At 37.3% G+C, this 22,361-nt stretch carries 16 protein-coding genes; 4 read left to right on the top strand and 12 right to left on the bottom strand.

Going from position 1 to position 22,361, the window contains the following annotated elements; genetic code table 11:
* Positions 1-88: 88 nt before the first annotated feature.
* The 10 genes from DWB61_RS05480 to DWB61_RS05435 form a co-directional block, all read right to left on the bottom strand.
* Positions 89-2,983 (bottom strand): VIT domain-containing protein, encoded by a 2,895-nt coding sequence (locus tag DWB61_RS05480; protein WP_125029892.1) that lies wholly within the window; start codon positions 2,981-2,983, stop codon positions 89-91.
* 137 nt (positions 2,984-3,120) lie between these two features.
* Positions 3,121-3,630, bottom strand: coding sequence for a bifunctional adenosylcobinamide kinase/adenosylcobinamide-phosphate guanylyltransferase (locus DWB61_RS05475; RefSeq protein ID WP_125029891.1), 510 nt, complete (start codon positions 3,628-3,630; stop codon positions 3,121-3,123).
* Positions 3,631-3,697: 67 nt separating this feature from the next.
* Complete coding sequence (gene cbiB / locus DWB61_RS05470) at positions 3,698-4,648, bottom strand: adenosylcobinamide-phosphate synthase CbiB (protein ID WP_125029890.1); 951 nt, start codon at positions 4,646-4,648, stop codon at positions 3,698-3,700.
* Positions 4,627-5,655 (bottom strand): pyridoxal phosphate-dependent aminotransferase, encoded by a 1,029-nt coding sequence (locus DWB61_RS05465; RefSeq protein ID WP_125029889.1) that lies wholly within the window; start codon positions 5,653-5,655, stop codon positions 4,627-4,629. Before DWB61_RS05465 ends, cbiB begins: the two co-directional genes overlap by 22 nt.
* A 192-nt stretch (positions 5,656-5,847) precedes the next feature.
* On the bottom strand, positions 5,848-6,762 hold the full coding sequence (locus DWB61_RS05460; protein ID WP_125029888.1) for a dihydroorotate dehydrogenase: 915 nt from the start codon (positions 6,760-6,762) through the stop codon (positions 5,848-5,850).
* Positions 6,756-7,520: a dihydroorotate dehydrogenase electron transfer subunit gene (locus tag DWB61_RS05455; RefSeq protein WP_125029887.1), complete on the bottom strand. Its 765-nt coding sequence runs from the start codon at positions 7,518-7,520 to the stop codon at positions 6,756-6,758. Before DWB61_RS05455 ends, DWB61_RS05460 begins: the two co-directional genes overlap by 7 nt.
* Before the next feature lie 235 nt (positions 7,521-7,755).
* Positions 7,756-8,190, bottom strand: coding sequence for a helix-turn-helix transcriptional regulator (locus tag DWB61_RS05450; RefSeq protein WP_125029886.1), 435 nt, complete (start codon positions 8,188-8,190; stop codon positions 7,756-7,758).
* Positions 8,191-9,755: 1,565 nt separating this feature from the next.
* On the bottom strand, positions 9,756-11,015 hold the full coding sequence (locus DWB61_RS05445) for an ABC transporter permease (protein ID WP_125029885.1): 1,260 nt from the start codon (positions 11,013-11,015) through the stop codon (positions 9,756-9,758).
* A gap of 46 nt (positions 11,016-11,061) precedes the next feature.
* On the bottom strand, positions 11,062-12,288 hold the full coding sequence (locus tag DWB61_RS05440; protein ID WP_125029884.1) for an ABC transporter permease: 1,227 nt from the start codon (positions 12,286-12,288) through the stop codon (positions 11,062-11,064).
* A 177-nt stretch (positions 12,289-12,465) separates the two neighbouring features.
* The gene (locus DWB61_RS05435; RefSeq protein ID WP_125029883.1) at positions 12,466-14,514 is read right to left on the bottom strand and encodes a TonB-dependent receptor plug domain-containing protein; all 2,049 of its coding nucleotides are present in this window, start codon (positions 14,512-14,514) and stop codon (positions 12,466-12,468) included.
* 196 nt (positions 14,515-14,710) lie between these two features.
* Here DWB61_RS05435 and DWB61_RS05430 point away from each other — a divergent pair, with 196 nt between their 5' ends.
* Positions 14,711-15,253 (top strand): class I SAM-dependent methyltransferase, encoded by a 543-nt coding sequence (locus DWB61_RS05430; RefSeq protein WP_125029882.1) that lies wholly within the window; start codon positions 14,711-14,713, stop codon positions 15,251-15,253.
* On the opposite strand, the gene DWB61_RS05425 is transcribed toward DWB61_RS05430, so the two are convergent.
* Positions 15,250-15,654 (bottom strand): acyl-CoA thioesterase, encoded by a 405-nt coding sequence (locus tag DWB61_RS05425; RefSeq protein ID WP_125029881.1) that lies wholly within the window; start codon positions 15,652-15,654, stop codon positions 15,250-15,252. The genes DWB61_RS05430 and DWB61_RS05425 overlap by 4 nt on opposite strands.
* A gap of 97 nt (positions 15,655-15,751) precedes the next feature.
* Positions 15,752-16,498: a 3-oxoacyl-[acyl-carrier-protein] reductase gene (fabG, locus tag DWB61_RS05420; RefSeq protein WP_125029880.1), complete on the bottom strand. Its 747-nt coding sequence runs from the start codon at positions 16,496-16,498 to the stop codon at positions 15,752-15,754.
* Positions 16,499-17,061: 563 nt separating this feature from the next.
* On the opposite strand from fabG, the gene DWB61_RS05415 reads away from it, so the two are divergent.
* The 3 genes from DWB61_RS05415 (at position 17,062) to DWB61_RS05405 (ending at position 22,131) form a co-directional block, all read left to right on the top strand.
* Positions 17,062-18,675 carry an ABC-F family ATP-binding cassette domain-containing protein gene (locus DWB61_RS05415; RefSeq protein WP_125029879.1) on the top strand — a complete coding sequence of 538 codons (1,614 nt, stop codon included), beginning with the start codon at positions 17,062-17,064 and terminating at the stop codon, positions 18,673-18,675.
* Positions 18,676-18,832: 157 nt separating this feature from the next.
* Positions 18,833-19,807, top strand: coding sequence for a cation diffusion facilitator family transporter (locus DWB61_RS05410; RefSeq protein WP_125029878.1), 975 nt, complete (start codon positions 18,833-18,835; stop codon positions 19,805-19,807).
* A 407-nt stretch (positions 19,808-20,214) separates the two neighbouring features.
* Complete coding sequence (locus DWB61_RS05405; RefSeq protein ID WP_125029877.1) at positions 20,215-22,131, top strand: LTA synthase family protein; 1,917 nt, start codon at positions 20,215-20,217, stop codon at positions 22,129-22,131.
* The last annotated feature ends 230 nt before the right edge of the window (positions 22,132-22,361 follow it).

Below are 22,361 nucleotides of genomic sequence, written 5' to 3'. Positions count from 1 at the left end.
GTTGTGCTTACATATTGGATTAATCCTAAAAAAAAATCCCGACCACATATCGTGATCGGAATTATATAAATGATTCAGGTGATTGACCTTAATTATCAAACTCCAATTGACCGATTTGTCTTGTTTCTTTATTGTCAACTAGTTGCAAAGCAATGTGCTTGACTTCCTGATTGTCTTTTCCGTAATTGGTGTACAAAGTGGCATAAACCGTAACCGGTCCCGTAATACTTTGGCGTGATTCACTAAAATACTTGACATACACCGTATATGTACCTCTCTTGGCAGTTTTCAACGAAAATTCCTCAGGACCGTAGCCTCTGGTGAAATCAGAGCTGATTTTTCCACCTATTTGCGTACGTGGATGCGAATAAAAACACTTTTCTCCATTAGGATCGATTACCCACAAGTCGATATCATTCTCGTTACTACTCCATTCCAATGTAATTCTTATATCCAGTGGCATGGCTTTAATGTATTTAGTATTTACATTTTTGAGGTTTAATTTCGATTTGTGCAAGTCAATCAATGCATTAATCTCATTTAAGACAACATCCTTGATTGCCTCAAAACGGTTCCAATTTCGATTAAGGATTTCGATGTAAAGATCTAAAGCTTTTTGATATTGTTTGTTTTCCTCATAAGCCAAAGCCAAATCTCTATAAGACTGGGGCTCTTCGGGACGCAGGTTCTTTATTTCTTCAAATATTTTAATGGCCATCTCACTCTGGTTTTCATCAAGTAAACGACGAGCAACCACCTTTAAGAGTTCGGGGTTTTCCAGGTCAAGTTCCAATACATTTGAAAGAATACGAATTGCCAATTCTTGCAGATCTTTTGCAAAGAAAAAATCAGCAACCTGAATATAGAAAGCAGGACGATTCATATTCTCTGCTTTCAGCTTAAAATAGAGACTTTCAAGATCTTTATCATCCGCATTACGCAGAGCTGTCAGATAAGGGGCATCGGGTAACCATGCCAATACTTTGATAGCAGACTTTTTCTCAATATTTTTTGCTGAAGAAAGTTCACTTACAACAACAATTTCCTGCATATCACAATCTGAATCCATAATTTCAAGTTCATCTTCACTTTCAACTATATTCAACACGTTTGCCACTCTAGGTGGTGGCGGAGGTGGTGTTGCTTCTTGTCGTGTAATGGGAATGATTTCCTCAAGGGCTTCACCATCTTCCCAAACACCACCTGTCTCACCTTTTTTCTTGATTACAGGCTTTATGGAATTCTCATACCAAGTTGCTAGACTAGTCACTCGCTGTATGTTCAATCTCTCAATCTCTTCGGGCATCAATTCATCCCTACCTTTTGTCTTTGCCAATAAATTGTAATAGGCTTCCCTCAGTTCTTCAGGAGGTAGAATTTTATGAGCCACATAGTCTTCAACTCTATCGAGAACAATAAAAGAGCTATTGCTCGTTACGATATTGAATTTTTGTCCCAATGTGAGAATATCTTTCTGATTTATTTCTTCATCAAATTCAAGAGATGCGATCTTTTTGCTTGCCCAAATACGGGCCACATCAGCCTGATTCTTTTTGTTGATTTCAAAAGACTGACTTTGTTTGATTTCACCTTTTTTACCATAATTTACCCTTAACTGGGTCTTATTAGTCAGCAAAATACCTGCAATCTCAAAATAGTCTCCAACTGAAGTGGCTCTATTGGGGTAAAGTTCCTTAATATGAGAGGTGTTATAGCTACAGGATATAAACTTTTCCTCGTCGCTTTGCATGACGTTTAAAGCCTTTGCTATGCTAATACGGTTTAAATCGATGAATTCGCCATTACTTTCTACTGAAAGTCTTTTTAGAAAAGCATAATGACTACCCGTACTTGAAGTGATGGCATAAAGAGGGATCTTAGAATTTAATATCTCAGTCTTTCCTATAGTATTGATGCCATCCGAAAACAAAAGAATCTCGTCGCAAGACGTATCAAAATTTAAATTATCGAAACAGCTTGCCCCATCATATTTTAAACTCCGGATATGCTGAATAAGTGCGGACGCATCTCTCTTGATTTTAAAACTTTTAGTTGTATTGACTTGGAGATTGAATGCAATCAGATTGATTTCCTTTTCTCCTTTTATTCCAGTAAGGTAGTTCTGAAGTAAATTCAGTTCTTTTTCAATATTGCGCTTTGATGCTGTAAAGGATTGATCCCAATAAATACTGATTTTTTGGAGGTTACCTTTTATAGTGCTGCCCAATTTTGGAGGCTTAACATTTAGATAGAAATAGGTTTCTCCATTGAATTCGCTGGTAAACAACTGGTAATCCGACTGATTAAATCTAGGGATTGTGAATTTTATAGGCTTTTTAGCTGTATAGTTTGTTCTCTCAAAATTTAGACAATATGCATTGTCCTTGTTATCGAACTGAATATTTTCAAACTCTGACTTCAGTTCTTCTCCTTTAATATCTGATTTAAAAACCTTTACATCAAGTTTAAATTTACCAATAGGTTTAGATGCCTCCACGGGTAATGAATAAAAAAGATTATGACGATCACCTTGCAGGGTTTCCGAAAATGCTAAAACAACGCGCTTTTTCCCATTCGCGGGTATAGGGTACAGTTTCGTTTTAAAGAAATTGCCCTTGGTTTTGCTAACAATTCCTGGATCAATTTTCTGACGTACGACAGCTTCGAATGCCTGCCTGGCTTTAATCTTTTCTATGATAACACCTTCTCTAAGTTTACCATTAATCTCCAAAGCGTAACGACAAATTTCCTGACCATTTGCCAGAGGCATTGATAATTCCCCTTGTAAATCGCGAGATAGTGGATTGGTGAAGACCATATCGTATGTCGTCCTTGCAATATTGCCTACAACTGTCACATCGACTTTCAATTGGGATAATTCCAATTGCTGTTTTTCTCCTGAGTTCTCTATGCTTAGACTAGGGATTTGTGCCAAACAGAGCTGCCCAAGCAAGAGGGCAATTAGGGTGATTAGAATTCTCATATGCGTCTATTTAAGTGGACTATGAAAGAAACGATTAACACGTTCTTGTTATTTTGTTTAATCCAACAAAATAATGAATTCTAGGTCAGAACGAACTTTAATAAGCATCTAATTAGATATTATTATACTAAATAATGTTAAATTGACTTGATTTCTATTGGAATGCCCGAAATCACCAGGCTCACCCGATCCGCTTTTTTTGCAATATATTGATTGATTCGCCCCTGTAAATCATTGAATCGCATGGCCACTTCATTACCCGGATGTCCACCCAGACCAACCTCATTACTGACAATGATCCAATCACAATCCTGAGAAAGAATTTGATCCAATATTGCTTTAGCTTCTTCCAGGCTCTTCTCATCCTGCTCACCATTATCAAAGAAGATATTGGTTAACCAAAGGGTGATACAGTCTAGAAGAACCAATCTTCCCGAAAAATCGTGAGAACTTAATGCTTTTTCTTCCTCTATGCTTTCCCACTGTGGACCACGACGGGCCTTATGAGCCTCTATACGGGCACGATGTCCATCATCCCAAACTCGAGATGTTGCCAGATAGATGGGATTATTTGATTGTTCAAGGGTCAATTGCTCAGCGTATTCGCTTTTTCCACAACGTTGACCGCCTGTAATAAGATGAATCATAATAATATGCTTAGCTTGCTAGTCTGTAAAGAGAAGCAAATGATTTAGAGTCTTAAAGCTAATCAATCTATTTGACTAGCAGATTGATGCCCATGTAAAAAGCGGTGATCAGGATAATCGTTGCCAAACAAACCGCATGATTGATATAAGCAATACGTTTGATCTCCGAATTCTCAATCTTTCGATTCAACTCACCAATAAAAGGTTTATTAACCGATTCGCCACCATAATCGTGGGCGCCACCAAATTGGCAATTCAGAATGCCAGCCAGTGCCGATTCCGGATAACCTGCATTGGGACTGGTATGTGATCGACCGTATCGGAATATGAAGATAAAGCCTCTGTAACTCAGGCTCACAAGCACCATCAAAAAGGCCGTGATACGGGCAGGAATAAAGTTAGCGGCATCATCGATACGAGCCGCAACCCGACCAAAGTACAGGTATTTCTCATTTTTATAACCAATCATGGAATCCAGGGTATTGATCATCTTATAGGCCATCATGGCCGGTAAACCACCCACCGCATAATAAAAGAGAGGTGCCACCACACCATCCGAAAGGTTTTCTGACAGGGTTTCGAATACAGCCAGGCGGATCTCCTGCTCGCTAAGCCCTTTGGTATCACGACCAACAATCCACGACAAGCGTTTACGACCAGCCTCCAGGCCTTTCTCCTCAAGCTGTTTAAAGACCTCATAGCCTTCTTGAAGAAGACTGCGATTGGCCAGGCCATAAAAGACAAAAACAGAGGTAAATAGGATGAAAGCCCATTTTTCCCAGCCCAAGATCAGAATGGAAAGAAAGTAAAAGGATGAGTAAATCATCAGAATTAAACTCAAGCTCATAAAAGCACCCTTTAATATGCAATACTTCCCATGATTGAGTTTTTCAGTTCCCAAACTGATCATATTGCCAAAACCCACAATGGGGTGTGGTAAATTACGAGGATCTCCCAATATGAGATCCAAGATATAGCCTATAATAAGGGGTAGTATTATGAGTTCGATTTGCTCCATTGAGTCAGTGCGTCTATTAAAAGTTGGTTTTTGTCTTCGGATAAGGTGGCGACACGAATAAATTGGTCGCTAAGTCCTCGAAAGTTACTTGCATCACGAATCAGCAAGCCAAATTCAGAAATGAGGTGCTTTTTAAGCTCCGAAGCGCTCGATTTCTCTAGTTCGATCAAAAAATAGGAGGTTTTTGAAGGCCATATTTTAAGACCGGGAATTTGAGCCAATTTTTCGGCAAAATCCTTCTGGTCTGACTTGTACTGTTTTACAGGAGGCAGAAAAGTCTGTTTCCTTTGTAAAATGTACTTTCCAGCCTCAATTGCGATGGAATTAACCGTCCAGGGAGGCTTGAAAAATCGGATATTCTGTACCCTAGCCCTGTTTGCGATCAAATAGCCCAATCTCAGGCCGGGTATGGAGAAATTTTTGGTCAATGACTTCACCAAAATCAAATTGGGGTGCTCATCAATCAAATCGATTGCTGATGAAATCGCATCAGTAAAGTCGATATAGGCTTCATCCACCACAAAAGTGCTCTTAGGGTTGTTTATAAGAAGAGATTCAAGAAAAGCCTTCTCAATAACGCGACCATCCGGATTATTAGGGTTGCAAAGCCAAACCAGACCTTCTGAAAAGAGGGTGGTAGCTTTCAGGTCGGCCCAATTAAGGTATTTAAGCTGATGCTTATTGACCAAGCAAGCATCCTCATACTCAGCAAAAGTCGGGATGATAATCGTCGAAGTCTTTGAATGATAAGCCTGTGCAATCAAGTAAAAGGCTTCAGTGGCCCCGTTGCATGCTAGTACCTGATCGGTATCAATAGCCAGATCCTGAGCAATTAAGTCGCAAAGACTCTCAGCTGCAGGCTCAGGGTAAGCATGTATCTTATCCCAATTCGCTTGAATAAAGGCCTTTAGATCCTCAGATCTGCCACCATACCAGATATTCGTCGAGAAATTGGCTTTAATAATGTGTTTATAAAGGTAGGCGTCGTCGCCATGACCGTGTAACATATTGAATATGAGTCGAGTTTAAAATCAGTATTCTAATTTCTTAGAAGAGTCAAATTAAGCGAATAAAGCCAATAAAAACAATAGGTTTACAGCTGTAATCACATCTGTAAACCTATTAATCATTCAATAGAGAAATAAATCTTTAATACTTCTTTTGATTAAAGAAATAATTCCCTAATCAATCATGTTGCTTTATTTCAGGTTGATAGCACCAATTAAATCATTGATATCACTCACCTGATGACGAATCATATACTCTTTTATCCCTTCGACAATCTTCACACTCACCTGAGGGTCGATAAAGTTGGCTGTACCAATTTGAATGGCTGTTGCACCTGCCAGAATGAACTCGATAGCATCCTTGGCATTCATGATACCACCCAGGCCAACCACAGGGATCTTAACCGCCTGAGCCACCTGCCAGACCATTCTAAGGGCTACGGGCTTCACACAAGGGCCTGAAAGACCACCTGTCACCGTTGATAAGAGAGGTTTACGAGTCTCAGCATCGATTGCCATACCCAAAAGCGTGTTGATTAGGGAAACTGAATCAGCTCCTTGTCCCTCAACAGCCTTAGCAATGGAAGCAATATCGGTTACATTAGGTGATAATTTCACCATAAGATGCTTCTTATAAACTTGACGGACCGCACGAACAACCTCCTCAGCCGAAGCACATGAGGTTCCGAAGGCCATACCACCTTCTTTCACATTGGGACAAGAGATATTAAGCTCAATGCCCGGAATATGCTCCAGTTCATTGATCATAGCGGCTGTTTCCACATAATCCTCTATCACCGAACCCGAAACATTCACCATCACATTGGTCTGGTAGTCCTTAATTCGAGGGTAAATGTCCTGACAGAAGTTTTCAACCCCCTTATTCTGAAGTCCCACCGCATTTAACATGCCTGAAGGCGTTTCAGCCATTCTAGGGTAAGGATTTCCCTCACGGTGATGTCTGGTGGTTCCCTTAACGATAATGCCCCCTAAATCGCTTAAATCGATAAAATCAGCGAATTCTTCACCAAAGCCGAAGGTTCCTGATGCTGTCATGACCGGGTTCTTTAAAACCAGGTCCTTAAGTTTTACTTCTAAATTTACCATTTCAAGTCCTTTATATTGAAGACAGGGCCCTCAGTACATACACATTTATTACCTTTCTTTGTGTCTGTCACACAGCACAAACAAGCTCCAAAGCCACAGGCCATAGTATTCTCAAGAGAAACCTCGCAGGAAATACCTTTAGACTCAGAATAAGCCGCTACAGCCTTCATCATTGGCTCTGGACCACAAGTGAAGCTATAATCAAAGCTCTCGTTCTCTAAAACAGAATGTTGGGTTGGATAACCTTTCTCACCCTGAGAACCGTCCTCAGTAGTCACTAAAATACGTCCATAGGGCTCATAAGCCTTTAAACCTACAGCATCGTAAGAGGAACGAACACCCAAAATGGTGGTGACCTCATTACCCGCTTCATGTAAGAATTTAGATAGATAAAGTAAGGGAGCGACTCCGCAACCACCACCAATCAGGAGTGTTTTAGCGTTTTTAGGGATAGAATAAGAGTTTCCCAAAGGGTAAACCACACTCAACTTATCGCCAATTTTAAGCTTACCTAAGGACTTGGTTCCTTCACCAATGCGCTTCACAAAGAGCTGAATCACATTTCTATCGTAATCTACATTGTGAATAGAAAGCGGACGTCGTAAGAAAACCGAGTTATTATTATCGACCCTCACATTAACAAACTGACCTGGCAGAATCTCCGGTAAAGGCTCGTTAGCCTTGATGTCGAGCACAAAATGCTCACAATTGAGTTCTTCGTACTTAACAAGTTCAAAGTCCTGAATTAGTTTCTTCATACTTTTTTAAGGGTATAAAATGGAAGCATAAGAGCTTTAGAGGCATCAAATGCTGTTTAATAGTAAATCGAGCTCAAAGATAAGTGAAAAAATCGCTTGCACAAAGCGAAATAAGCCCATAAAGAGACTTTAAAGTGATTCAAAACAAGCGAAGCTTAATCGCAGACAAAGAAAGAAGCCCTAGAAGGAAATCTAAGGCTAAAGGCACTTACAAAGTAACATATTGGGAGTCTGTTTAAGCCGGATTGTATTCTTTAAAGGTCTTATCGCTATAGAATACGACAACCTTTTCAATCTTTTTGCCCGATAAAAAAGCAGACATATCTAGATCTGGTATCTGATCGGCCTTATTTTGAGTGACTTCAGGGCTTTCCTTTTTGAGTTTAGGCGGCTGACTGCTCTGATAGGGGGCAGGATCTTCCTCTTTGATCACCTCCTGGAATAAGGAAGGTGAATCTTGGTTTTTAGTCATCTCACCACTGCCAGATATTAACCAATCCCCATTTATATTAGGGAAAGAGCGCATAATCTTCTGTATAAAGTCTAGACTAGGGTTGTTGCGGCCGGATAAGATATGAGACATACTAGAGCGCTGTACACCAATGATATCGGCGAATCTAGAAGCACTAAGCCCTTCAGAGTTGAGTAATTGATTGATTCTATCTTTCATATATAAGCGATTATAAATCAAAGAAGAGCAGAATATTCTTCTTTATAGTTTTGTTACAATTGTTAATTCTTGCTTCAGTACAAATGTAATTTAAAATTTACAAAAATCAAAACGAATAATTTACATTTCACAATGGATTGAATACACATAAGTAACTTTGTTTACCAGTCATGTTTATTACAAATGTTACCAATTATTGATCCTAAAATTGCACTTACAGTGAAAGGTGTTTAGTATAGAGATCATTCTATTCAGATACGCCCTATTTATTAGAGATGTTTACAGATGAGTATGTAAACAAGATAGAGAAATCAGTATGAATAGGCTCTATGGATCTACGAGCTAAACAATTCATTAACTAGTCCTTTAGACTATGAATATATAGGGGATTATAGGCTCTGTAAACAGATATTACAGCTGCATTTAACTACATTGAAGTAAATTACACGAAAATAGGCATAAATGTCTGATTATAAAACTATCTACTAGGTTGTTGATATCCCAAATAGTCTGGATTGTAAACATATGTTACCTATGTGAAGTTTTGATTAAAGTATTACTTAATATAAAGCTTTTAAATAACTGGTTTTGTGATTTAAGTTTTAGTGTTTATAGCGTATTTAGAAACTGTGGTTTTACGTTCCATAAGTAAACAGACGCCCGTGTTTAGTTTTGGAAATAAATTGTAAATATTCACAAATGTATTAACCTGTGCACCTGCTAACAGATAACTTCTGTAAACCACCAATAAAATTACCTATTTCTTATTGTTTACATTTGTGATGGGCGTGTTTTTTTTAAATTTATTTTTTTAATTACAATTTGTAAACTGTCAAATTCACAAATATCTGTCCTATCCAGTTTAAAATCCATTGACAATTGTAAAAAATATGCCCTGCTGGACATCACTAATTAAATATGTGAATCTCAGAAGGCTTCTTAAGCAATAAAAAAACACAGAACCATTATAAATCAATGTATTAATCGAGAATTCTTTTATTAGATTAGCCCTGCGAATTAGTCTCATCTAGATAAAATCAGTAGGAAATGGCCATTTCAAGCTTAATTTCCCTTCAATTAGGAAAGGGGACGTTCATTTGTATCCAAAAAATGAATTATCATCACCCCTAGAAAATCATACTGAAATAAAAAAAAACTCGCTCCTCCAAAATAAGCAAAAGGATAAAAAGAGGCTGGAGCAGAATTTTCATTCAATTCTTAATTGGCAGAAAAATCTTTTCTTGTGTGAAGTTTGTTGGATTTATATAGAGATAAACCTGGCCTAATGTTCGGTTCTGTAAAAATATGAAATTCTCCAGCAGTTAAATGGCTTTGAAAAGATAGCCTAAGTCTAGCTAATCAAGTATTTATTGGCTTTCTGTTAAGTTCACCATGCTTAAACAAGCAGATGGGAATTCGAATTTTCCTGCCTAATTTAAAATTTTGAGTGAATTTCGACTACGAATGAGAAAAAAAATAAACGGATGCAAATCACGAAAGTCATTTTCGCATCTACACCCGTTTCATTCCTTTAAAAAAAAATCAAATATCAAGAGCAGTTTCCATTACTCATCTCTTATGGCATCAATCGGTTTAATACTGACGGCTCGTTTGGCAGGAATAATTCCAGCTAATATGCCGGACAGAATTAAAATACCCAGAGCCATGATTGCTAATTTGAAATCAACCTCGGGATGTGTGAACATAGGCTGATCACCTCCACTTTTTTCAATAGCCAAACTCAACATCTCCAATAAGGCTACCCCTATCACCAAGCCAACCCAGCCTGCCAAGCCAGTCAACACCACAGATTCAGTTATCACCGAACTGATGATCATGGATGGTGATGCACCAATAGCTCTTTGAATTCCTATTTCTTTGGTTCGCTTTTTCACAATAAAAAGCATGATATTACTAACACCAATAATACCCGCCATTAGAGTGCCAATTCCCACAATCCAGATCAAACCAGAAATGCCCATAAAGAGTTGATTGATCTTGACAAACTCCTTTTCAACATTGTGAGAACCAATGGCCCTTTCATCATCAGGATGAATTTTATGACGTCGCTTCAATAAGGCTTTAACTTTATCTTCCACATAACTGGCCGTGTAATTATCTTTGGATGTAATTGAATAATGACCGACTCGTGTGCCATAATTGTAAGTTTTTTGAAGAGTCGTAAATGGAATAAACACGCATTGATCCTGCCATTCGCCCCAGCCTTGTGAGTGCATGGAATGAAATACACCAATAACTTGAAAGAAAATACCATTGATTTTGATATACTGACCAACTGCATCATCATCTTCAAAAAGCACCTCATTCACACGTTTGCCTATCACAGCCACCTTTCTGTTTTTTAAAAGATCAATATCATTCAAAAAACGACCATCATACATATTGACAGGATCAATCTTATCTACATCTGGTACGTCTCCCAGAATACTAAAGGCACCTGTTTTAAGCCCTCTTACAACATTATTATTAGCATTACCTCCTCTGGCCTCAATTCTAGGTGCCAGAAGCTTGATTTCGGGTATATTATCCAGAATAGCCTTGGTATCCTCATTATTGAAATGATAGCTTCTACCCTGCTTAAAACCCTTATAGGCCTTGCTGGTTGGTTGTGCCCAGATAAAAACAGAATTTGTGGCGAAATCTCCCATCCCATAATAAACACCATTCTCAAGCCCTTTACCTGAGCCCAACATAATGATGAGCATGAAAATACCCCAAAAAACACCAAAGGCTGTCAAGAAAGTTCTCAACTTATTACTTTTGAGAGCCATATAAACTTCAGTCCACCTATCTTTATCAAACATTGTGATTGTATTTATGAGTATTGCGTTTATCTAACTTTAAATCATCCTATTCATCGGCCAAAGCTTCAATCGGTAAAATCGAAGCCGCTTTTCTTGCAGGGAAAAATCCAGCTATTGCTCCTGACACAACCAATAAGACGGTTGCGCTAAAAGCCACCCGAAGATCTACCGAAGGGTTCATGAAAAATTCAATCTGAGTATGCGGAGCCAAGATCTCCAATAGGATGACTCCCATTGCAAGACCAACATATCCTGCAACGGAAGTGATTAATATGGATTCGGTCAAAACCAATGAAATAATAGAAAATGGTGTTGCACCCAAGGCTTTTCGAATACCAATCTCGCGGGTACGCTCCCTAACGACAATAATCATGATATTACTAACTCCCACAATACCAGCAATAATTGTCCCTAAGCCGATAATCCAAACGAACAGACGAATTCCGGCAAATAAAGCCATAGTTCGCTGATAATTCTCCATATTATTATTAATGAACATGGCACGTTTATCTTTGGGATCAAACTTATGGCGAGCGGCAAAGGTGTTAATCAAATGCTTCTCCATTTGCTTTAACTCTTCAATATCATGTGTTTGTGTCGTAAAAGACATATTGGAAATTCTATTGGAACCGTCAAAAACACGTTGGGCTGTAGAGATGGGAATATAAACACGCTGAAGATCTCTTTCGGAATGATCCGTAAAGGTTCCAATAACCTGAAAAGGAATATTATTGATTTTGACATATTTTCCAACAGGCTCTTCTTTTTTAAACAAGGCATCTTCAACAACAGTAGAAATAGAAACCACTTTTCGGTACTGCTTAACATCAATATCATTAAGAAATCGACCTTTTAAACTAGTTGTATTTTCGAGTGTTTCCGTATCGGGATGAACAGCCACAATGGTGTAATTGACAAACTCTGTTTTATAGCTTATTAGATTATTTCCTCTAATGGTAAAACGAGAACTAATCTTATCCACATCCAAGCCCGATTGTTTGGTTCGGGAATAATCCTCGTTTGTAAACTGAACACGCCTACCTGGTTGCATGCCAGCGAAGGCCATACTGGTTTGTCCACTATAAAGCCAAAGACTATTTTCAGCATCAGCCTTAAATTGATTCACCACCCCATTTTGAAGACCATTACCTGAACCTAGCAAAATAATGAGCATAAAAATCCCCCACGATACACTGAATCCGGTCAGTATGGTGCGAAGTTTATTCTTACGGATAGTTTCGTAAATTTCTTGCCATTTATCAAGATCAAACATGGGCTATGTATTGGTTCAAATTATTCATATGACTATGAATAGTGCCCAATTGGAGGTTTCAATAGCTAAGGTGGTGGTTTTCTGCACTCAAGATAAGCAAAGTTTGGAAATTAGCAAAATAAAAAAAAGTCACCCGAAGGTGACTTTTAACTTTTTTTTTGAAGCTCAAATAATGACTTATAAATCGATATTTAGTTTCACACCAGCTCGAATCCATCGACCAGGCTGGGTAATATTTCCCATATCGTAATAATCCTGATTTAATAAATTACTTGCTTCAAGATAGACCGTATATGTTGGCTTTTGCCAGTACAGTTTTGAATCCACCAACCAGAATGGACGATATGATCGTTCTTCGAATTGACTTAGATCCTTTTTATTATACCAGGTATAAGAACCATTCCTATCCTGCCAGGCAAATTGCCAGGATGCACCCAATGATTTATAAATTTTATGATTCAGAGATATATTCAATTTATGTTTCAACTGATCGAGTACATAACGAGAGATAAATTCACTAGACGACTTATCCATTTCCAAATAAGCATATTTGATGGAAAGATCGTTAATAAAGAAATCTTCATTTACGAGATATTGGATATTGATATTCGAAGAAAATTCGATTCCCCAAGTATCCAGCTCCGTAATATTTTGAGCTTGCCACTTGTCTTCTGAATTGGCTTTAACCCAATCAATCATGTTTCGTCCTTCTCTTCTAAATATTCCAGCATGCGCTTTTAGCCATGCTTTATTAAATTTCAGTCCAGTTTCGTAAGTGGTTGCTTTTTCAGGATCCAAGTCTGTGTTTCCAATATTGGTTGGTCCTACATAATACAAATCGGTGAAGGTTGGCATACGCAATGACTTATTCACAGAGGCATATAATTTACTAGTCTCAGTCAACTGATAGCTGACATCCATACCTGGATAGAAGCTGAAACTTCTATCTAAATCCGAATTCCAGTTAGCCAGTACTCCTGCCGTGAATGTGAATCGATCAAGATAAACATTGTGCTCTAAAAAGTAACTCAAATTGGTTCGTGTGTGATTTTTAGTGAATAAAGCACCTGATTCACCAGGCACTTTCATCGGTTTTTCCATCAACTCGCCTAAAACATTACTCCACACATTTTCAGATCTGAACTCAAAGCCTGCTGCTGTTTTTCCCAGACTCGATGAAAAAGCAAAATTCATGCTTGTTCCATAAACATCGGTCAAGTGATAGTTGTGATTTTGGTACCAAGAAGCTGGATTATTTCGAAATAACTCAAATCTATCCTGACTACGTCTCCAATAAATATTAGGAGTCATTTTTACTTTACCATTTGTCGTTAATCTCAAACTGGCAAAAGAGGTTTTGTTTTCTTCAAATTGATTTGGGAAAGATGCCGTGTAAAATGAGTTGGCACCATAAGCTTTTTCATTGTATCCCAACTGCAGATCTAAAAGTCCGACCTCTGTTGAGAGTTGTCCTTGATAAAAGACATTTGAATTTCTAAAATCAGTATTTTCAATATAGCCATCGCTTGTCTTATGAGCTAAGGCTACATATGACTTCAATTTCCCCGTAATTAGAGTTGTATTGACTGATCCAGAATAAAAGCCATTTTCACCGGCTGAGATATTTGCCTTTAGTTTATTTTTGTTTTCAGTCCCTGTAATAAAATTGATGGCTCCACTAAAAGCATTGGGACCATATACTCGAGCACCAGGTCCTTGCAAAACCTCCACTCGCTCTATACTTTCGATATCCACAGGAAGATTTAAACTCAAATGACCCGTCTGTGGATCGGTGATATTCACACCATTGAGCAGAATCATGGTTTGGTCAAAACTACCCCCTCTAATACTCACATCGGCCTGAACCCCATGATTACCTCTTTGGCGCACATCCACATTTAAAACATACTCCAATAAATCTTGTAAACTTTGAACCGGAGCAGACTCAATAGTAGCCTTGTCCATAATCGTGACGACACGAGCCATCTGAGAATAAGTCACTGAGGCTCGTTGAGCACTGACGACGACTTCATCAAGCTTTTGATTGTTATTTACTAGCACAGTATCAGCCTGAGCAAAAGATTCTTTTGGCATTGCGACCAAAAAATAAGTCACAAGTAGTGAAGAAATAACACACTCTTTACTAATGCTCCTAAAAATGTAGTAGGATTGTCTTGTCCACTTCCTGAAATAGGACAATTCTGTATTTATAATTAGTTTTTTCATCTGTTTTAGTCTAAAATATTTTTAAGGTATAGCTATTTAGCAGTTGATTTTATCAAGTCTTAATAAAAATCATCAAACCGAACAAATATAGATAATATCTCTTAACATTAACAAGTAATCAAATTCGTAATTTGAAGGATTTAGCTATTACAAATGCTTAAATCAAATAGGAAACAGATAATCAAATTCTTATAAAATGAATAAATCAAGCAAACGATTCGATCAAATATATGGTGAGCAAGCTCCCGAGAGTATTCCATGGAATTCCCTAGAACTACCTACTTCGATTTATGATCTAATAAAAAATAAACAAATTAAAGCATGTCGTGCCATAGATATTGGGTGTGGCTTAGGAAATTACTCGCGAATATTGTCAAAAATGGGCTTTAAAATGACAGGAATCGATTTTTCTAGTGTTGCTACTGAAAAAGCTCAAAAGCTTGCAGATAAAGAACTACTATCAATTGAGATGTATATCAGGAATGTAGCGAAATTACTTAATGATAATGCTTATTACTTTACTATCGCTTTTAACGAAGAAGATGATTATTTTGAAGGCAAAGGGAAATTCCGTGAAACTCCAACGGGATCGGTTCTTTATTTCTCAAATCCGAATGAAATTCAAAAACTTTTCTCGCCCTTGTTCCATATTCTGGATCTGAAAAATATTGCCATCCCAGGAAAGAATGGTAATCACAGAGCTTACTATGCCTTTATGCAAAAAAAAAATGCAGTCTAGTTTAAATGCTTAGCAAATATTTTATCAAAGATTTCACCCTTGGTCAGTCTACCATTCTTTAAACAAATCGTAAACACTTTACCTTTTGCACAAAGTTTATTGTCTGATAATCGATAAATATCTTCATGGAAAATCAGCTTTGGTCCATCCCTGTCGATATTCAATTTCACAACAAACTCATCACCCGAACTCAATGAGGTTTTGAAATCTATTTCAACCCGAGCAACCATAGCATCCAAACCTTCTTCATGCAAGGCTTTGAAATTATTTCCGGCAGATTCTAGGAATTCATGACGGGCATGCTCTAAATAATTCTGATAAACAGAATTATTCACAACACCCTGCAAATCGCATTCGTAGTCGCGAACTTTTAGCTTTAATTCGTAAATATAGTTTTTCATTCTATGTGTTTTATGTATTCCATTATAGAAATGCAAGTTCATAAAAAAAAGGATTGCCAATCGACAACCCTCCTTAATATTTTGTCAATCCTAAGATTTACATGTTCATACCACCACAAACGTGAATAGTCTGACCAGTAACATATGAAGAAAGATCAGAACCTAAATACACACAAGTTTGTGCAATTTCTTCAGGTGTACCACCTCTTTTCAAAGGAATTTTACCTGCCCACTCTTTTACCACATCCTCAGGAAGCTGTCCTGTCATCTCAGTAATGATGAATCCTGGAGCAATAGCATTAGAACGAATTCCTCGAGAACCCAATTCTTTAGCAACAGATTTAGTGAATCCAATGATACCAGCCTTAGAAGCCGAGTAGTTAGACTGACCAGCGTTTCCGCTAACACCTACTACAGAACTCATATTGATGATAGATCCGCTACGCTGCTTCAACATGGTACGCTGAACGGCTTTAGTGAAGTTGAATACAGACTTAAGGTTTACATTAATAACCATATCCCACTGCTCTTCAGTCATTCTCATCAATAGAGTATCCTTAGTGATACCCGCATTGTTAACCAAAATATCTACAGCACCAAACTCAGCAACAATTTCAGCAACAACTTTATCTGTGTCAGCAAAATTACTTGCATCTGAAGCATAACCTTTGGCCTTAACACCATATGAAGCGATTTCTTTTTCAGTTTCCTGAGCTGCTTCATTATAAAATAAATCGGTGAATGCTACATTAGCACCTTGCTTTGCAAACTCAATTGCTACTGCTTTACCAATACCGCGAGAAGCTCCGGTAATAATCGCTGTTTTTCCTTCTAATAACTTCATTTTCAGAATATTTTAGCTATGAGATAGTTTATTGATATTCAGTGTGATTTTCTCAGACTAAATCAAGTAATCACCACAATCGTGATATCGTCTATCTCAACAATTAAAAATAATTACAGTTTAATAAGTTGATCTGCCAGTTCTTAATTAAAACCTAAAGATCGTGCATGTCCTTTGATTTCTCAAAATTTGACCAACAAATATAGAATATTTTAACCAAAAATAACCTTACTTAATTCGAACATACAGCTAAATAGCCCTTAGTACTTTAAAAACAAGTTAGTTTGGATGATGATTCAAATACCTATTTTTATCTCTAATAAGCTTATCAAAATTCTTTTTTCAGATATGCTGTATTTTAATCTATTATTATTAATTTCGCAAACTGATAATTGATGATTTTCTGTGAGTTGACAATATCCCGTAAAAGGGTGATTTTAAAGCAGAAACACAATTCTATTTTGACAGTTCTTTCATTCGCAGAGGACTGGCATATATGTTTTTAATTGCCTCTCTCCTACTTATTTGGAGACATAAGAGCTAAAATAAAAGATTTTCGTTTAATGATCACAGTTTCAAATCTATCCATTCAGTTTGGTAAGCGTACACTTTTTCAGGATGTTAACTTAAAGTTTACTCCAGGAAACTGTTACGGTATCATAGGTGCCAACGGTGCCGGTAAATCAACTTTTTTAAAACTTCTTTCAGGTGACCTAGATTCTACATCGGGTCGCGTTGCTATGGAACCAGGCGAACGTCTGGCTGTATTAAAACAGGATCACTATGGATTCGACGAATTCACGGTACTTGATTCTGTAGTTGCGGGACACACTGAGCTGTGGGCAATTATGCAAGAAAAGAATGACCTATATGCTAAACCAGATTTTTCTGAAGCAGATGGTATTAAAGCTTCTGAGCTTGAAGAAGAGTTTGCCGAAATGGGCGGATGGAATGCTGAAAGTGATGCTGCTGAACTATTGAGTGGTTTGGGTATAAAGGAGGCACTTCATTACAAAATGATGTCGGAATTGAGTGGTAAAGAAAAGGTGCGTGTGCTTTTGGCTCAAGCTCTTTTTGGTAATCCTGATAACTTGCTTCTGGATGAGCCGACCAATGATCTTGACCTTGAAACAGTGATGTGGTTAGAAAACTACCTTGCTAATTTCAATAATACCGTAATTGTAGTCTCTCACGACCGTCACTTCTTAGATTCAGTTTGTACTGATATTGTAGATATCGACTTTGGTAAGGTGAAGATGTTCTCGGGTAACTATACTTTCTGGTACGAGTCTTCTCAATTGGCTGCACGTCAACAGGCTAACCAAAACAAAAAGGCTGAAGAAAAAAAGAAAGAACTTCAGGAATTTATTGCGCGATTTTCTGCTAACGTGGCCAAATCTAAGCAAACGACTTCTCGTAAGAAGATGATTGAAAAATTGAATATTGATGATATTCAACCTTCGACTCGTCGTTACCCTGGTATCATATTCCCTCAGGAACGTGAAGCTGGAGATAAGATCTTCTCTTGCATGGGATTAAGTAAGCAAATTGACGGCGATATTCTATTTAAGGATGTTGAATTCACAATAGAAAAGGGTGAAAAGGTCATTTTCCTTTCTCGTGACCCACGTGCTATGACTTCATTGTTTGATATCATCAATAACGAAGCCAAAGCAGATTCTGGTTCATTCGAATGGGGTGTGACAATTACTCCTGCTTATTTACCTGTTGATCACAACTCGTTCTTTAATGGTGAAATCACTCTTAAAGACTGGTTAGCTCAATACTCACCAGATACTTCTGAGATCTTCTTAAGAAGTTATTTAGGTAAAATGTTATTCTCAGGTGAGGATATCTTCAAAAAATCGAATGTTCTTTCAGGAGGTGAAAAAGTTCGTTGTATGATTTCACGAATGATGTTGAAAAATGCCAACCTTTTGGTTTTAGATACACCAACTAACCACTTGGATCTTGAATCGATTCAGTCATTTAATAATGCCTTAATCAACTATGGTGGTACAATTATGATGTCATCTCATGACCACGAATTCATTCAAACAGTTAGTACTCGTATTATTGAGTTAACACCTAACGGAACCATAGATAAATTGATGGATTACGATGACTATGTTTCTAGCGATAAGATTAAAGCCCTTCGCGAAGAAATGTATAAGTAAACCCACAACATATAGATTTATCCCCCTTAGCTTAATTGCTGAGGGGGATTTTTATTACCTTTAAATAAGTGCATCAAGCTTATATTATGGATAGGCAAACCTTTACCGGTCTATACATAAATTAATTGATCTGTATGGAAGACTTAATCATGATATGATGGAATTAAATCAGGATAAAATAAAATTAACTACTCAAAGAAGAATTGTTTTTGTTACGGTGATTCTTTTTGTAGGTAAATTCATAGCCTATTACCTGACTAATTCGGTAGGAATATTAACGGATGCGATGGAAAGTACAGTTAATGTTTTAACAGGTTTTATTAGTCTATATAGTATCAGTGTTGCTTTAAAACCCCGGGATGAAGATCATCCATTTGGGCATGGAAAAATAGAAGCTATTTCGGCTTCTATCGAAGGTATATTAATTATTATTGCTGGTTTAATAATTATTTTCGAGGCTTTAAAACGTTTATTCTACCCTGGCGAAATACAACAATTAGATATTGGAATTCTTATTGTTGCTATAGCGGGACTTATAAATTACATTCTGGGATATTACAGTATCAAAATTGGACGAAAACTCAATTCAATAGCCTTAATTTCAGGAGGTAAACATTTGCAGTCTGACACCTATTCAAGCATTGGTTTAGTTGTTGGGTTAATCCTTCTATTAATAACTAAAAGGGCATGGCTTGATAGTGCCATAGCCATATCCTTCGGTTCAATCATCATCTATACCGGATATAAGATATTAAAAGAAACTACATCGAATTTAATGGATCAAGCCGATTTTAGAATACTCGAAAAGGTCAGAGATATTTTATGGGAAAATAAGTCAGATAAATGGATTGACATTCATAACCTGAAATTAGTGAAATATGGCGATGCCTATCATATCGACTGTGATTTAACACTGCCCTGGTATATAAATATTGCCACTGCTCATAAGGAGAGTGATCTAGTCATAGCAGCAATTTCAGAACACTTTAAGGACAAAATTGATTTTACAATTCATACCGATGCCTGTTATTCTGATTTGTGTCCCAATTGCCGTATAAATTCATGTCCATACCGTAAATATCCGTTCATAAATGATATAAAATGGACTCTTGAGAAAATTACCAAACGTTGATTACTATCGTTAAAGTGGAATTATTAGAGGGTCTCACGATCTGACTGACAAGGACTAATTAAACATAACGATCCATTTGAATTGTAAATCTCAGAAGACAAACGAGTCATTCTCACACATTGGTAAATAAGGCCATTGGTTGGCAGGAGTCAGAGACTCTCTTAAGTATTTCCTATATATTTAAACGAAATGATATTCGATCTAAACGTCTCACACACAGCACGACTTAAGCAGCTCACCTCCACAATATTATACCTAAGACTTAAGAGTACATAAAGAAGAACTTCACAAAATCAAATAACAATTTTATACACTTATTCGCGTTTCATTTCTATGCATGTTAGATTATTGTTAGATTTGTTAAGTTATTTTGTCACATCTAAAATTCAAATTCAAAATTTACAGAAATGAAAATCAAAAATATTCTGCAGACGCGCTATGGTGGTCTTATCCTATTCAGCCTTATATTTCTATCGCTTTCTTTTCTTATCAGGACTATCCTACTGATTACCGATTTTCAAAATGCGGATCCTAGTTTCGTCCATTTCTTGCAGATATACGCCTATGGTTTGTTTTACGATTTGGTAACCATCTCTTACTTTATTGTACCTTTTGTTTTTTATCTATTACTAGTTCCTAGCCGCATATATAGAACAAAGATTCATAAATGGGTTTCCTATGTCTTCTTTATTATTACGATCGGAATCCTGGTGTTTTCAGGTATTGGAGAATGGTTCTTCTGGGAGGAATTTAGCGTTCGCTATAATTTCATAGCCGTTGACTATCTGGTCTATACTCACGAGGTAATTGCAAACATACGCGAATCTTACCCAATGCCAATTATTATTTTGGGTATGCTATTGCTTTCAGCTGGTATTTTTGCCATTGTTAAAAAGCATTTTGATAAAACTATTAATTCTGAAACACGTTTTGTTTCACGATTAAAATACAGTTTAATCCTATGCTTGCTGCCAATTCTTGCCTTTTATTCTATTGATAAAAGTACGGCAGAAGTTGCAGACAACAGCTATTCAAACGAACTGGCACATAATGGTATTTATCAGATTTTTGCTGCCTTTATCAATAATGAATTGGATTATAAAGCTTTTTATCAAGACATGGATGAGAAAGAGGCCTTTACCAATTTGCGCAGTTTGCTAAAAACTTCAAACAGTGAGTTTGTGAGCGATGATGTTTTCGACGTGACTCGTCAGATTACTTATCCTGGCGTGGACAAGAAGTATAATGTGATGCTAATAACGGTTGAAAGCTTGAGTGCTTCCTTTTTAACGCATTTTGGTAACACCGAGACCAACATCACACCAAATTTGGATACTATTGCTCAGCAATCCTTATTCTTTACTAATTTTTATGCGACAGGAACGCGTACCGTTCGCGGTATGGAAGCCTTAACCCTTTCCTTACCACCTACACCTGGTTTTTCCATAGTAAAGCGTCCTAATAACGAGAACATGTTCACCCTTGGGAATGTTTTAAAGTCGAAGGGCTATGCAACCAATTTTATTTATGCAGGGAATGGCTATTTCGATAATATGAACTATTTCTTTGGTAATAGTGGTTACGATATTATCGATCACAAGAATTTCTCAGATGATGAGATCACCTTTGAAAATGCCTGGGGCGTTTGTGATGAAGACCTATTTACCAAGGCCATTCAGGTAGCCGATAGCGCTTATAAAGATGGGAAACCCTTTCATAATTTTATCATGACCACATCAAATCATCGCCCCTATACTTATCCTGAAGGTAAGATTGATATTCCTTCGCATTCAGGTAGAAAAGGTGCTGTAAAATATACCGATTACGCTATTGCAAAGTTCTTCCGCGATGCCAAGAAACATCCTTGGTTTAAGAACACTATTTTTGTAGTTGTTGCTGACCATTGTGCTTCGAGTGCAGGAAAAACATCACTGCCTGTCAAAAAATATCATATTCCACTATTTATCTATGCTCCTGAGATCATTCCTGCAGCTGAAATCAATACACTATCATCGCAGATTGATTTTGCCCCAACCATTCTGGGATTATTAAATATGGACTATACCTCTAAGTTTTTTGGTAAAGATATTCTATTGGATAAACCGAATCGTGCCTTATTGGGAACTTATCAGAAGATTGGTTTATTGCGCAATGATCAATTAACCGTTCAGTTACCAACCAAGAGAACTGAGGCATACTTGATAAATGACCAAGAGCCAAGTGCTACAAAATTGAATCCAGAGGAATTAAAGGATGCTATCACCTACTACCAGACGGCTAGTTATCTTTTTCATCACAAGCTTTATAATTACACTGAGAAATAGAGCATTGATCTTCGAAATCAGACGACATAAAAACGCCCAACTAACGACTTGTTAGTTGGGCGTTTTTTTAGGTTTAATGTCTCGTCATTAAATGGCCTTATACTTTGGCAAAACCCGATGAAAGCAAGTACGAAAGGCCTCTTGAAAAAGGTCCTTAATCCTCTTAAGTAATCCTAATAGTCAATGATATAGCATTAATCGTAAATTTTGAACTGATTTGTGATAAATAC

Source organism: Ancylomarina euxina, from assembly GCF_003863355.1.
GTDB classification, from domain to species: Bacteria; Bacteroidota; Bacteroidia; order Bacteroidales; family Marinifilaceae; genus Ancylomarina; species Ancylomarina euxinus.
Note: the sequence above shows the minus strand (reverse complement) of the source record. Positions and strands in the feature narration are given on the sequence as shown.